The 13040-nt window shown below is 61.1% G+C and carries 14 protein-coding genes; 8 read left to right on the top strand and 6 right to left on the bottom strand.

Going from position 1 to position 13040, the window contains the following annotated elements:
- Window positions 1–791: 791 nt before the first annotated feature.
- From JQ575_RS17000 to JQ575_RS17015, 4 genes are all read left to right on the top strand, one after another.
- Window positions 792–1325 (top strand): isoprenylcysteine carboxylmethyltransferase family protein, encoded by a 534-nt coding sequence (locus JQ575_RS17000; protein WP_212034382.1) that lies wholly within the window; start codon window positions 792–794, stop codon window positions 1323–1325.
- A 227-nt stretch (window positions 1326–1552) separates the two neighbouring features.
- Window positions 1553–2305 carry a sulfite exporter TauE/SafE family protein gene (locus tag JQ575_RS17005; protein WP_212034383.1) on the top strand — a complete coding sequence of 251 codons (753 nt, stop codon included), beginning with the start codon at window positions 1553–1555 and terminating at the stop codon, window positions 2303–2305.
- A 142-nt stretch (window positions 2306–2447) separates the two neighbouring features.
- Complete coding sequence (locus JQ575_RS17010; protein WP_212034384.1) at window positions 2448–2852, top strand: host attachment protein; 405 nt, start codon at window positions 2448–2450, stop codon at window positions 2850–2852.
- Window positions 2853–3115: 263 nt separating this feature from the next.
- Window positions 3116–3454: a hypothetical protein gene (locus JQ575_RS17015; RefSeq protein WP_212034385.1), complete on the top strand. Its 339-nt coding sequence runs from the start codon at window positions 3116–3118 to the stop codon at window positions 3452–3454.
- Between the two features lie 171 nt (window positions 3455–3625).
- On the opposite strand, the gene JQ575_RS17020 is transcribed toward JQ575_RS17015, so the two are convergent.
- Both JQ575_RS17020 and JQ575_RS17025 read right to left on the bottom strand, forming a co-directional pair.
- Window positions 3626–4168 carry a hypothetical protein gene (locus tag JQ575_RS17020; protein ID WP_212034386.1) on the bottom strand — a complete coding sequence of 181 codons (543 nt, stop codon included), beginning with the start codon at window positions 4166–4168 and terminating at the stop codon, window positions 3626–3628.
- 227 nt (window positions 4169–4395) lie between these two features.
- The gene (locus tag JQ575_RS17025; protein WP_212034387.1) at window positions 4396–4758 is read right to left on the bottom strand and encodes a nuclear transport factor 2 family protein; all 363 of its coding nucleotides are present in this window, start codon (window positions 4756–4758) and stop codon (window positions 4396–4398) included.
- A gap of 340 nt (window positions 4759–5098) precedes the next feature.
- Between JQ575_RS17025 and JQ575_RS17030 the strand changes: the two genes are divergently transcribed.
- Complete coding sequence (locus tag JQ575_RS17030) at window positions 5099–5290, top strand: hypothetical protein (protein ID WP_212034388.1); 192 nt, start codon at window positions 5099–5101, stop codon at window positions 5288–5290.
- A 121-nt stretch (window positions 5291–5411) separates the two neighbouring features.
- On the opposite strand, the gene JQ575_RS17035 is transcribed toward JQ575_RS17030, so the two are convergent.
- Window positions 5412–5879, bottom strand: a complete 468-nt coding sequence (locus JQ575_RS17035; RefSeq protein WP_212034389.1) for a hypothetical protein — start codon at window positions 5877–5879, stop codon at window positions 5412–5414.
- 306 nt (window positions 5880–6185) lie between these two features.
- Between JQ575_RS17035 and JQ575_RS17040 the strand changes: the two genes are divergently transcribed.
- On the top strand, window positions 6186–6566 hold the full coding sequence (locus JQ575_RS17040; protein ID WP_212034390.1) for a hypothetical protein: 381 nt from the start codon (window positions 6186–6188) through the stop codon (window positions 6564–6566).
- Between the two features lie 116 nt (window positions 6567–6682).
- Here JQ575_RS17040 and JQ575_RS17045 read toward each other — a convergent pair whose 3' ends face one another.
- The gene (locus tag JQ575_RS17045; protein ID WP_212034391.1) at window positions 6683–7780 is read right to left on the bottom strand and encodes an alpha/beta fold hydrolase; all 1098 of its coding nucleotides are present in this window, start codon (window positions 7778–7780) and stop codon (window positions 6683–6685) included.
- A 667-nt stretch (window positions 7781–8447) separates the two neighbouring features.
- Here JQ575_RS17045 and JQ575_RS17050 point away from each other — a divergent pair.
- Together JQ575_RS17050 and JQ575_RS17055 are read left to right on the top strand one after the other, a co-directional pair.
- The gene (locus tag JQ575_RS17050) at window positions 8448–8750 is read left to right on the top strand and encodes a hypothetical protein (RefSeq protein WP_249166698.1); all 303 of its coding nucleotides are present in this window, start codon (window positions 8448–8450) and stop codon (window positions 8748–8750) included.
- A 182-nt stretch (window positions 8751–8932) separates the two neighbouring features.
- A complete protein-coding gene (locus JQ575_RS17055) occupies window positions 8933–9784 on the top strand; it encodes a response regulator transcription factor (RefSeq protein ID WP_249166699.1) in 852 nt (283 codons plus the stop codon).
- Between the two features lie 13 nt (window positions 9785–9797).
- On the opposite strand, the gene JQ575_RS17060 is transcribed toward JQ575_RS17055, so the two are convergent.
- Both JQ575_RS17060 and JQ575_RS17065 read right to left on the bottom strand, forming a co-directional pair.
- Window positions 9798–11219 (bottom strand): HlyD family type I secretion periplasmic adaptor subunit, encoded by a 1422-nt coding sequence (locus JQ575_RS17060; RefSeq protein ID WP_212034540.1) that lies wholly within the window; start codon window positions 11217–11219, stop codon window positions 9798–9800.
- Window positions 11216–12997, bottom strand: coding sequence for a type I secretion system permease/ATPase (locus tag JQ575_RS17065; RefSeq protein ID WP_212034392.1), 1782 nt, complete (start codon window positions 12995–12997; stop codon window positions 11216–11218). Before JQ575_RS17065 ends, JQ575_RS17060 begins: the two co-directional genes overlap by 4 nt.
- Between the last annotated feature and the right edge of the window lie 43 nt (window positions 12998–13040).

Here is a 13040-nt window from a genome sequence, read left to right on the forward strand (position 1 = left end):
AGAGGGCGCAGGGAATGCCGGATGCGCGCTGCACCCGCGGTCTCATGTGCGATTGTGCATAAGAATGCTGCACATGAGCATACAGGGCAGCGGAGAACATCCGACATTCCCTGCGCAGTGGCTTTACGGCTTATGCCGTGATCTCCCCGGAGACGAGTTCTTGGTTGACTCCGTCGCTGCCGTTTTCGCTCACGCTTCTCCGACAGCTTGACGCCTGCAACGGGCGCCAGGACCACACGGTTTTGCCGTACGCCTATCCACGCCATCGTCGAGGCGTAAACCAGCGTCCACCGCAACCCGTCCAACGTCCGTGACGACGGCCGACGCCCTCTGAGTGGGACGGGATGGCTATTATGTAAACTGATTTTTGCTTCCGTAAAACAGAAATATTTTTGATTTCTGGGCTTGACACGAATTCTGACAATCAGAAGTGATTTGCCCGTCGGGTTGTTTTGTCGCATGCCGGTCGCAAGATTGCGCTTGCGCGCAAGGCGACGCAGTTCGTAGGGCGGATTGAGCCGAAGGCGTAATCCGCCACCCTTGGCTCCAACGCCGATGTAGCTGTGCTATCCTGCGTGCGACGTTGACTTGTCGTCACGCCTGGTGAGGAAAATTGCGGGGACACGGAATGGCGGATTACGGCTTCGGCTCCAATCCGCCCCACAAGCTCTGTGCCTCGTTGCCGCCGTGGCATTCTGGCTTTAGTCGTGCGCGGTTTCCGCTTTTGGGATAACATGGCGAGCGTATCGGCACCCGGATGACGACGGGAAACCATGAAGGGGGAGCTTGGAATGAGCTCGCCGCGAGTGTCGGGAACCGCCGTGCAACGAACCATTGCCGTCCTGGGCTCGGCGGTTTTCTTCGTGGTCGCCCCATGTACGCTGGCGGGGCTCGTTCCATGGTCCATCACGGGTTGGCAACTCCGGCCGCCGTTCCTTGGTCTGGAGCTGACGCGCGGCATCGGCGCGATAATGATTCTCGCAGGCGTGCCTGGGCTCGTTGACGCATTTGCGCGTTTCGCGCTGCAGGGTCTCGGCACCCCCGCACCCATCGCGCCGACCCGGAATCTCGTGGTGACCGGTCTCTACCGTTATGTGCGTAATCCAATATACGTCGCGGTCGTTGCCATCATCCTGGGTCAAGCGATGCTGATGGGCGATTGGCGTCTCATCGTCTACGGCGCGCTGCTCTGGCTCGCCTTCCACGTCTTCGTCGTGGCGTACGAAGAACCCACGCTCGAGCAGACGTTTGGGAGTGAGTACGAGGCGTTCCGCGCCGCCGTCCCGCGCTGGATACCGCGGATGACCCCATGGCGGTCGAAATGATCGGTGGCCCGCGGTTGTGCGAGCCGCTGTTCGCGACCGGTCTCGGACGCTTCACCGGCGCCGCGAGCAGACACGCTAACGGCCCTCGCTCTAGGACGATCATCGGATCGCTGCCGTTGCCAACCCGAAGTCAAAGCCTATAGAGTATTGCCTGGGGACGTCGCAGCCTCCCCGTGAAGTGGGTGACCCCATGCAAGCGCTGCTCGCTTTCCTATGGAGCGAGCAACATGGATGGAAACCTCGTACTTCCTTTTATTCTTGCAACATTTCTTGGCGGCTTCGTCAGCGGGTTTTCCGGATTCGCGATGGGCCTCGTCGTATCAGGCATATGGCTGCACATCATTCAGACGGCCGCGCTGATTGCCGGCTACGGGCTACTCACGCAAGGTTACGGCATCGCGAAGCTGCGCCATGAGTTGCGCTGGCAAGACATTTGGCCGCTGACGCTCGGAACGGCAATCGGCATCCCAATCGGCGTGATGCTGTTGACACACATCAATCCGACTTACTTGCGCTTCGGCGTCGGAGTGCTGCTCGTCCTCTACGCGACATACAGCCTTGCACGCCCACCCATAAAGCCAATGAAGATCGGGACGCCGGCCGACGTTGCCATCGGCATTTCCAACGGATTGCTCGGAGGTCTCACCGGTCTCGGCGGCATCATCTCCACCATCTCCTGCCAGTGGCGCGGCTGGTCCAGGGACAAGCAACGCTCCGTGTTTCAACCGGTGCTATTTGCGGCGTTTGTGATCATCTCGCTCGCGCAACTCGTCGCAGGGTCGTACACCGCCGAAACCGTCAAATTGTACGGCATCGGGCTTCCTTTCATGGTAGCCGGCATATGGATCGGCTTCAAACTGTATGGCACTATCAACGACGATACGTTTCGCAAGGCGGTGTTGATACTGGTTCTCCTGGCGGGCGTGTCACTGATCGCTTCGGCGTCGGGGCTGATGCCTGTCTCCCAAAGTCGAAACTGAGGAGATTCCGGCGCTCTCAATCCCCAGCGGACATAGCAGGTTTAGTTGGGGCGCGCCTCATGCCGGTTCCGGAACCAAGCGCGCCCTGATCGATTGACGTACCGCCTGCATCGCAGTGCATTCCTCACACTCTGGAGATTTCATGTTGCTCCCCAAGGGAACAATCGTGGCCGTCGCCGACGGAGAAAAGTTCAACCTTTTTAGCAATACCGGCGATGAGGCCAGCCCAACGCTGACGGCGATGCCTGAATCGGAGATCGAAAACGTAAACAAGGGGTCCGGCGCGGGCCATCAGAGCAGTTCTGCCAATCCTGACGAAAGCCAGGCCGCGGAAGACGGCTTCGCCGGCGGAATAGCGGATTTGCTCAACAAACGGGTTCTGGATGGTGAAATTTCGGATCTCATCATCATCGCCGCCCCGCGCACCCTCGGCGAGCTTCGCAAGAGCTATCACAAAAAGCTGTCGGAAGTTCTTCGCGGCGAGATCTCGAAGGACCTTACCGGTCATGCGGTGCATGATATCGAAAAGACGATCGCTGCGGCCTAGAGGCTTATCGGTTCTGATTGAACCGGAACCGACGTTCCAGACTGTTGTCTTGGACGCGTTTTCTATCGCAGATAAGTCTACGCAATCTGCGTAAACTTGATTGTTCTGCGAAGCGGTATCCACCCCGGACCAGCAGCGGGCATCCACGGTGCCGCTCACGCGTGTCTGACACGGATCCGCGGTGACAGCCACAACTTTCACCTGGCCAGCAGCGGCGACACCCCGGCACTTGTTCGTATTGAAACTTCATGTTGGAGACCAAAATGCGCGTTGGAAAAATTGCAATCGCTCTCGCGACATTGTTTATCGGCATTTCCGTCGGAAATGTATCTGCTCAAGTTGCGAACCCCGAACTGGAGGCGTGCCGGTCGACGGGTTTGATTGCACTGAGAGAGCGCAATCCTGGCATCAAGGACGTGACTCTCGACGTTGACGGAATGACGGTTGCAAAGGCCAATACGAAGGTCGAGGACACGCCCATCAAAACCATTGTTATTGGCGATGCCTATCTCGAAAAAGGCAAGCAGGACACGCGCCGAACCTTTCTCTGCCTGATCGGCGAAAAGGGCAAAGTCTTACTGACGTTTTTTACGGACAAATAGGCGGACGGGCTTGAGGAGCCGCTCACGCATTCAAGCGTTCGCGGCGCCTAGTTGCCGAACATCACCAGGCGCGAAGTGGCGTCACCGCCAAAAGCCATGACCGAGGCTGCTTCTTGCTCTCGTGGTTCCAGTCGCTGTTTCGCCCGGGCAGCCTCGCGCCTGGATTTGCGTTCAGCGTAGCGTTTGCGGCGCGCGCACTTCGGCTTCGGCCTTCTTCGCGTCTGGCTTCTCAGCGCGTTTTTCCGGCTGCGCTGCCTGCACCGGTTCGGCGGGTGCCGGGTCCACCATGGCAGCCTGCTGCGATGTCTGTTGGGGCGGTTGCGGCGGCTGGGCCGCCTCGGCCGTAGTAGGCAGAATGACCCTGACGGGGGACGGCAGTTCCGCGGCCGTACGTGCCTGGTAGCCGGAGCGCTCCTTGAGCGCCGAGTTAGCCATCAGGAGTCCGCTGCCAAAGCCAACTCCCAGGATGACAAAAGTAGTTCCCACCCCTGCGAAAAAAATGCGCGCGCTCGATGCCATGACCGTGTCTCCAAGAATGCACGTCAACACCGTCATCTCGCGATATGTTCCGGGCCGGGAAAAATAGGTAACCGGCGTTTCCTTGGCCGCTGCACCCCCTGCCCGCACGCGCTTGAAGTTTTCGCCTCGTTTGAGAACGCTGATGCAGTGTCCGAAAAACTCGTCGTCACGATGATTGGCAGCGCTGCCGAACATTATAAAAAGCCCCGCCGAGCGGGTGCTCGGCAGGGCTCACGCAGAGAAGTCGACGGACGGCAAGCGGGGACCTTGGTGGCCCATCGAGGGTCTGCGAGCGTATTAGCGTCGGCACCAACGTCCCGGATTGCCACTTGTTCCCGGTAGGATACTCTCGGGAAAGTCTGTCGCTTAATCGCCGTCCGCTTTGAACCTGATAGCGATCATCGACGGTTCGCGAATGTCGGTTATGCCGACAGACGTCGGTTCACCGGCCCGCAGAGGGTGCGCTCAATCTTGCCTGCCGGGCTGAAACGAAAATGCGCCCGCACCAGACTGGCTTTGTTGTTCCGATAATCAACCCGAATGCCGTCTTCCGTCACCGTGAGATCGTCGAGGGTAAAGGCAGCCGGGAGCTGGTTTTGAAGTTTGCCGGTCCAGTAAGCCGACAACGGCTCTCGTCCGGTCAGGCGCGCACCCTCGCAATCGCATTCAAGCGTGGCGCGCTCGTCGTAGAGATCGAGCAAGGCGTCGAGGTCGCCTGATCGACATGCGTCGAGCCAGTCAATAACAACGGCCAGCGGATCGAAGTCATCAGGGGCAAACGACATAACGGTCCCATCATAAACAGTCTGCCGCCCCCGGCGCTGCATAGGCAGTTCATGATGAATGCACCTTGAACGGCCCAAGCCTCGCACCCCGTAGAAACACGGTGCCTCTCCTCTTCCTCATGCGAAGTCTTCGCCGTGCCGCGAAGGTCAGTCGGGGTTGTGCGTGCGCGCATGCGGGAGAAGTGATGAGTGGCCCAATGCCGCTCTGCCAAAGGCGGACTGCGCCCAACGCTAGGCTTGTTCCCCAGGGAACAGCGCGGGGTGGCAGACCTGCGCATTGTCCTGCTCACCGATGAAACGGAGCGATGATCGCCCCGGTCGGACACGACGGAGCAAACCGATGACCAGCCATACCGGACTTCTGAACGACACCGAGCTTGCGACCGCTTCAGGCGGCGTCACTTCCCTGATCCGCACCAGCACCATTGCGCATCCGCACATTCCCCGCAATCACGACCTGCTGACGCCGCAGCAGATCGAAAAGCTGCTTTCGTTCAACGGCGGCTTCAGCCCGCCGATCCCGCGCAGCTGATTTTTGCAAGCCGAACGCTGAATTGCCTGATCTCGCCTCCCCTGCCAGGGAGGCGAGGTCTTTCACGGCGCCCGACAGTCCATCAGGAAGCTGGCTTCCGGCGCGACAGGAAAGCACAACCTCACTTCGCCGCGCCCTGCTTGTTGTCGCGCGGCAGGAATGGCTTGAGCGGTCGCTTGATCGCGCCGGCGCAGGCACGGGTGACGGTCTTGCCGCCGTCGGTCCAGGTCTGCGTGCCCTTCAGCCTGGCGCTGCGCCGCACGAAGCTGCCGCTGTATTTCGCCTGGTACTCGCGGCTGCCGCCTTTCCAGGTACCCTGAAGGTCGATTTTCTGGCCGTCGATTTTTCCGGTACCCTGCTCGGCGGTGGCCTCGACGGCGGCCTTGCGCAGCCGTACCACATGGGTGTAGCGCGCGGTGCTGCCGCTGATCGTGACCTCGATGGCTTCGCGCATCTTGTCGCTGGTATACGGCAGCTTGTCGCAGACCATGGTGCCGCGATAGGTGGCGTCGAGCACTTGCGCCGCGACGGGTGTGCCCATCGCCGCCATCATCGCCGCCGCCAGCACCGCATGTTGCAGCCGCACCATTGCCGCCCCCCTTTGTCTCCTTGCCGCCACCGGGCGGTCTTCCGCCGCCTCATTAATCCACATCGTACCGGGCCCAACCGGGGGCGTCGATAGCAGCCTGAACCCTGCTTCGCTGCTGCAGCACGGCGGCGCTGACGGTCCCGCAACGCCGAGGCCACGGGCAATTCCGTCGTTGCCCTGGCCTGGCCTGGTGCCGGTCGCAATGATGTCGTGCTGCGACCGTTGGTCCGCAAAATCAAGTTTGACCGCCGCGCCGCCGTGGAACAAACTGTCCTTTCTTGATCACTTATTAAATGGGAGGCGGACATGAAGAAACTCGTTACGGCGGCAGCCATTTCGTTCTTTGCGCTTGGATCGTCATTGGCGTTGGCTCAGACCGCGCCAATGATGGGGAAGGAAACCAGCAAGACAGGCGCCACGCCACCTAACGCAGGCGCCAGTGCGTCCATCGCGGTTGATCCAAAAGCCAAGAAACCGACGCCTATGACAGGCGCTGATTACGGGCACAAAGCAGGCGCCGCTCCGCCCAACGCAGGCGCCAGTGCACCCATCGCGGTTGATCCAAAAGCCAAGAAACCGACTCCCATGGCAGGCGCTGATTACGCGCACAAAGCAGGCGCCGCTCCGCCCAACGCAGGCGCCAGTGCGCCCATCGCGTCTGCGCCGGCGGCCAAGGGAAAGAAGTAAGACGAGAGCAGTTTTTGTGCGTCTGAAGGCCCCGTCCCCACGGGGCCTTCTTCGTTTTCTGTGAGGTGCTCACTGCCGCGCCAGGCGCTTCGGCATTTCGCGGATGAGCACCGGGCTCATTCAGCCTCCTTCATCCAGCGCGCAATCCCGGGCCAATGCTCTTCAAGCGTGCGCCTGCCCATGAACAGACTTAGATGGCCGCACGGGGCAACCGCGTGGCGCAGGGATTCCGCCGGCGTTCCTACCAGTCGTTGCACTGCAAGCAATTGTTGCGGGGCGACGACGTCGTCGGCGCTCCCGGCCAGAAGGTACATCGGAAGCTGCAGCCGCGAGAGGTCGATCTCTTGTCCCAGGGCGACGAAGTTTCCGGTGGCGAGCGCGTTGCATTTGTACAGTTTCTCGACGACTTCGAGGTAGTATTTTCCGGGAACGTCGATCGTCCAGGAATTCCAGTTCTTGAAGATGGCTTCGAGTCGGGTGAATTCCGGCGATTCGATCGGCTGCACAGTCTGCAGAGAGTTTCGGATATCGTTCGGGTCAGTCTCGTTCCCCCAGAACGGCGCGACCTTGCGGCCGATGACGAGACCATCGCCTGACTTGACCAGGCTCTCAAACACGAACCGTGGGGTCGCCTCGGCGATAACAGACAAACCGGACTGCTGCGCGGCAATATCGATGGGCGCGCCGGCCATCACAAGCTTGCGTACCTTGGCCGGGAAGCGTCCCGCATAGACCAGGGATAACCAGCCGCCCTGGCACAGCCCCACAAGATCGACCCGGCCGCCGAGATGATCGACAAGGACATTGAGATCGGCAAGATATTCGTCGACTCCGAGAAATCGCATGTCAGCGCTGGCAGAACGCCAATCGGCCATGAACAGCCGTTCAATTCCAGCGCCACGGAGGGCCGCAACGAGACTGTGGCCGGCTGCAAGGTCAGCGATAGCAGCTCCATGCAGCGCGAGCGGTGGGCACAGCAGGGCGGGAACGCCGCTTCCCCCCACCGTAAAGTCACGAAGCCGAACGGCATGCAGCTCCAGCGCGATCGAGCTTGGCGTGGCGCCTTCAGGCTCCTGCGCAGGAGTGGCGGCGTCGGCAGAGAATCCAAGAAGCTGCGCCGCGACGGACGAGGCGGTTTCAGCGGCCGATGCAGCGACGATCGCAGGCCAGAAGAACGCCGCATAAGGGAATTGATCGCCTGGATACCGATCCATTTGAAAGATGTCCGGTGCGCCCCACGCGATAAGCTAGCACTTTTCGCCGGGCATCGAGCCGGGAAATGGCGCAACCGGGCTCAGCCATTGGCCATGACGGGTCGAGGATGTCGCAGCGAGCGGCTATTCGGCCGATGGCGCAACGGCCCAGCAAAGCAAAACCGGACAGCCGGTCAGATTTGAATTGACCGGACGGATCCGTCGGGCAATCGACCGCTCGGCGGTGCGTCAACGTTAACCATGCGGGAGCGTGATTTCGCACGGGATGCACGCTTAATGAGCGCTTAATGAGCGCTTAACGCTTTTGCGCAACAGATAACTCCTCAGCAGTAAAATCAAGAAGTTGCGGCAAGAGTGCAATGGGAATTCCGCCCTCGAGGAGGGGAATTGCATGGGATTGCTTTTCATTGGCGTACTGGCTGGACTCCTGATCGGCTATGGGCTCGGCCCGTCGCAGGCAAGCCTCCGGGAGTGCGCGCCACAAGGCTGCCTCGACGGACCCCCGACCGGTCCACCGATGGCGCAGAAGTCAACGGCGCTCAGGCCAAATCCTGCAACAGCTGGAGCGAAGTCCGCTGCGGTCAAGTCCAAGAAACCATCATCGGCCGGGTCCCGCGGACGGGCTCACGTCGTCAAAACCGCGCACGCGTCGTCGAGGAGCCCCGCCTTGCCAACCCATCGATCCGCCGAAAGCCCGGATCCCGTCCTGGCCAAGGCAAAGATCTCAGTCGCCGCAAAGATGGACGATCCGGCATCTGCCGAGTTCGGCGACATGAAGCGGGCCATCAGACTGAATATGTGGGGGCGTCCGGTGGACACCATCTGCGGTCACGTCAGAGGGAAGAATGCGTCCGGTTCAGATACCGGAGACAGGCCGTTTCTATATCTCGTGAAGGAGGATGATGCATACGTCGTTGCTGGCAAGGCAGATTCAGCGGCGGCGATCGCGTATCGTAACATCTGCAACTAAGGCATGATCCGGGATTGCGGATACCGGTTCTATCATGCTCAGAAGCCCAGAATGCGCGCGATGCGATGAAATCGCATCGTGCCCGGCTGTGAAATTGCGTGGAAAGAATTTCCTCCTGCAACTGCGGCGTCGTGGATATCCCTGAGACCTTTGAGCACCGATTGCTCAATCGGGCGTCTCTCATGGACATGGTGCCAGGCAATTACGATCGGTGGAAATTTGGAATCAGTGGGGTGGCCCAACAGCTTTTTGAATTCGGGGTTATTATGGACCAAGTCGTCAACCACGCTGAACGGCTCAATGGATCGCCGCAAATGCCGGCCCTGGTGATCATCGAGCCTCTCACGTTAACGCGTACCTGCATTCTAAGCATTCTCCGGCGGGAATTGCCGGGGTTCGAAATCGTCGAAATGGCGACCACGGACGGTCTGGATTTCGTGTCGGGGCGAGATGTTTGCCTGGTGGCGCTGAGTACCGGGGACAAGTCCATCGCCGATCCGTCTGTCGAGGACGATCTTGCTCTCCTCGTGGACTACTGCCCCAATGCCTCCATCGCGCTCTTGTCGAACCGTGATGACGAGGCTACGGCATTGGCCGCAATGCACAGGGGAGTACGAGGCTTCTTCCCGACCTCGATCCCGGTCGAGGTCGCGGTTGCCGGCCTGCGTCTTGTTCTCGCCGGCGGCGTCTACAGACCACTTCCGATCATCGCGCAAAATGGCACGACAGCGGCGGAATTACTCTCTGCTGCCGAGTTGTCGTCGGGATATTTGGCCGCTGACGCTCCGAAAGACGCGCCGGAAAAACACCTGATCGATTTCACGCCTCGCGAGCAACACGTGCTTGCGGAACTGGAGCTCGGTCTTCCGAACAAGCTGATCGCCGCTAAACTCAACCTTTCGGAAAACACCGTTAAAATGCATAATCATCATATCATGCGCAAGTGTGCCGCTCGCAACCGCACCGAGGCGGTGCTCCGCTGGAGCGGCCGGCTGTCGGGGCATGAACGCGATACCGGCACAGGCGCATCTTGAGACAGTTCGTAGCTCAATCCTCCTTGAACGCGCCGTTGAAGCTGTCGAGCAGGGGCCTCAGGGCGTAGAGTGCCACGGTGCTGCGCCCGGTTGTGATGAACACCTGTGCCGGCATTCCGGGGATGATCCGGATGTCGTGCTCGGCGATCCGCGCATCCTGCACGCGAATTTTGGTTGCGTAGTAGGGCTGCTCGGTACGCTTGTCGATTAGGCGGTCGGCGGATACGTGCGTCACCGTCCCACTGAGACGCGGTGCGCGGCGCTGATTGTAGGGCAGCAGGTGCACGTCGGCATTCAGTCCGGGATGAACCACATCGATATCCTCCGGCTTGATGCGCGCGGTCACGATGAGGCGATCCTGCCGGGGCACCATATCCATAAGCGGGGCACCTGCCCCGATCACGCCGCCGGGGGTATGAATCCGCAGGTCGGTTACCACGCCGTCCTCGGGAGCCTTGACCTCGGTTCGTGACAGCTGGTCCACGGCCGCCCGCAATCGCTCGCGTAGCTGAAATATCTGGTTTTGTGCCTCGCGCAGCGACTGCGCGATTTCGTTTTGCCGGTCGTTCTCGAGCTTGAGCAGCGTCGCCTGCGATTCGCTGATGACCTGCTCGGCGCGCGAAATATGCGCGGCGATCTCGCCCCGCCGCCCCTGTATTTCAGCCACTTCCCGTTCGAGGCTCAGAAGGCGCGGCCGCCGCTCGAGCCCCTTGCTGACGAGGGTGGCCACCATTTCCAGTTCCTCGCGGGCGATTGCGGCCCGCTGCGCGACGGCGGTTTCCTGCGCCTTGAGGCCCAGGATTTCCTTGTCGACCTGGAGGCTCTTCTCCCGGACGACGGCGAGCTGAGACCTGAAGACCTGCCGGCGCGTTTCAAAGATGTTTCGCTGCGCGGTGAGGACATCTGCGGCCGATGAATTCTCTTTCCCCGCAGTCGCCATGCTGGCGGGAAACGACACCTGCTCTTGCCCTTGCATCTCGGCCTGGAGCCTTGCTTCACGTGCCGTCGCGTCCCACAATTGGCCCTGAAGGCTCTGCATCTCGGCGCGGGCCCTGGTGTCGTCGAGCCAGATCAGCACCTGCCCGGCGCGCACCGCGTCGCCGTCGGCAACCAGAATTTCCCTGACGATGCCGCCCTCAAGGTGCTGAATCGTCTTCCGGCTCGATTCCGTTTCCACGACGCCGGAAGCGATCGCGGCACTCTCGAGCGGCGCAAAGCCCGACCAGATCCCGAGGCCCAGCACAAAGCAGACGACCAGCAGATTGCCTGCCCAGGTGAAGCCGCGGAGCGCGGCGCGAGGTGAGGCCGGCGTCGGGGCCGTCCACCATGCAAACTCCAGAGGCTCGATATCGTCGATCGCGGTAATCACGACCTTGGTTCCCCGTTCCGGGACGAGGGACGACGAATGCGGCGGCTTGTCTGGAACGTCGGTCACGGGACAACTCGCTGCGATGACACGTTGGCGGCTGCGGGGGTACTCTCGGGCAACGTGACCTGTGATGCGACTTGCGGTCGGCTCAAATACCTCTCGAAAATCTCCTCGCTTTCGCCACATGCCGTGACGGCGCCGCCCTGCATGATGGCAATTCTGTTCGTGGCCGCGAGAATCCCCATTCGATGGGTGATGATGATCACCGTGATGTTGGCTTTCTTCAGCTGCTCGATGGCATCGAACAGCACGCGCTCGCCCACGTAATCGAGGCTGGCGTTCGGCTCGTCGAGCACGACAAGGCGCGGGTCATCGAAGAAAGCCCGCGCAAGGCCGAGACGCTGGCGATACCCGCGCGAAAAAGCACAGCCGCCGCCGGGAATGACGGTGTCATACCCCTGTGGCAGCCCTACGATGGTGTCATGGATTCCGGCGAGCTTCGCGGCTGCGATAACCTTCCGCGGATCGCTATCATCGAGCCCTGCGATGACGTCCGTTATGGTCTCCCCGAACAGGTTGATGTCCTGCGGCAGATATCCGAGGTAACGATCGCCCCCTCCCTCACGCAAGACCGAAACGTCGACGTTGTCGAGCAGGACGCGCCCCTGAGTTGGCGTCGAGATTCCGGCAATGATCTGGCCGAGCATTGATTTGCCGGAACCGGACGGACCGATAATGCCAAGGCATTCACCAGGCGCGAGGCTGAACGAGACTTCTCTCAGCAGGAACCCGCCGGAGCCTGGCAATACCACGCCGACATTGTCGACGACGAGACGGCCCCGGTTCGACGCAATGCCCGCGCTCTCCGGGACAGCGGGGATGACGACAAGGACGTCCGTGAGCCGCCGGTAGGCGCTCAAGGCCGTCGCGAAAGCTTTCCAGCCAGCGATGGCACCCTCGACGGGTGCGAGCGCGCGGCTGAACAGCAGCGTCGAGGCAAAGATAATGGCGGGGCTTCTGTTGTAGTCGAGTACCAGCCACGCGGCGGCTCCCATGATCAGGACCTGCGACAATGCGCGTGCCGGCTTTGCGACAAGCATGATGATCTCGTATCGCCGCTGGGCCTCGTCGTGCTCGCTTCGCGCATCCTGCGCGCCCTGGCAGATCAGGCGCGCGGCGCGGTCGCGCATCCCCATGGCATGGATCAATTGAACATTATCGACAGCCGTCGCGAACCGGCTATGGCTCCTGGCCCAGGTAGTTCCGGACCTGGCCTGCGCATCCTCGGTGAGGACATCGCCGACAAGAGCGACGCCGAACAGGAAGAGCACGCTGCAGGCTCCTATCACTCCCAGCAATGGATGTACGAGAAAAAGCACGCTTAGAAACAAAGGTACCCAGAGCGCGTCGAACAGCATCGGGCATGCATTGGATTCGACGAACTGACGCAGAACAGTGAGATCCCGATACGCCTGCGATGCCTGCGCCGGGTTGCCGCGGTTGGCGCATTCGAGGCTGGCCGCGAGCACGGAGGGACGAAGGCGATCGTCGAGCCATGCCCCGAGCCGCCCCAGCACGGCGCGGCGCAGCGCGTCAAGTACGCCACCAACCACAACGGTGAGCGCGACGATCAGGGTGAGCATCAGAAGCGTGTGGCCGCTCCGGCTCGACAAGACCCGATCATAGATCTGAAGCAGGTAGATGGACGGAGCGAAGAGCAGCAGATTGTAGCTGCAACTGTATGCGAACACGATGCCAAGCGTGCCGGCACAGGCCCAGAGCGCCGCCTGCAGCCTCGTCTGTGGCCGTGCTGCGAGGTTTAGTCGGAGGGGCGGCATCAGCATTGTCGTCACCGCCAGAGCCCTGAGGATTCGACCGGGTCGTGGA

The organism is Bradyrhizobium sp. JYMT SZCCT0428, from assembly GCF_018131075.1.
In the GTDB taxonomy this organism is placed as follows: Bacteria; Pseudomonadota; Alphaproteobacteria; order Rhizobiales; family Xanthobacteraceae; genus Bradyrhizobium.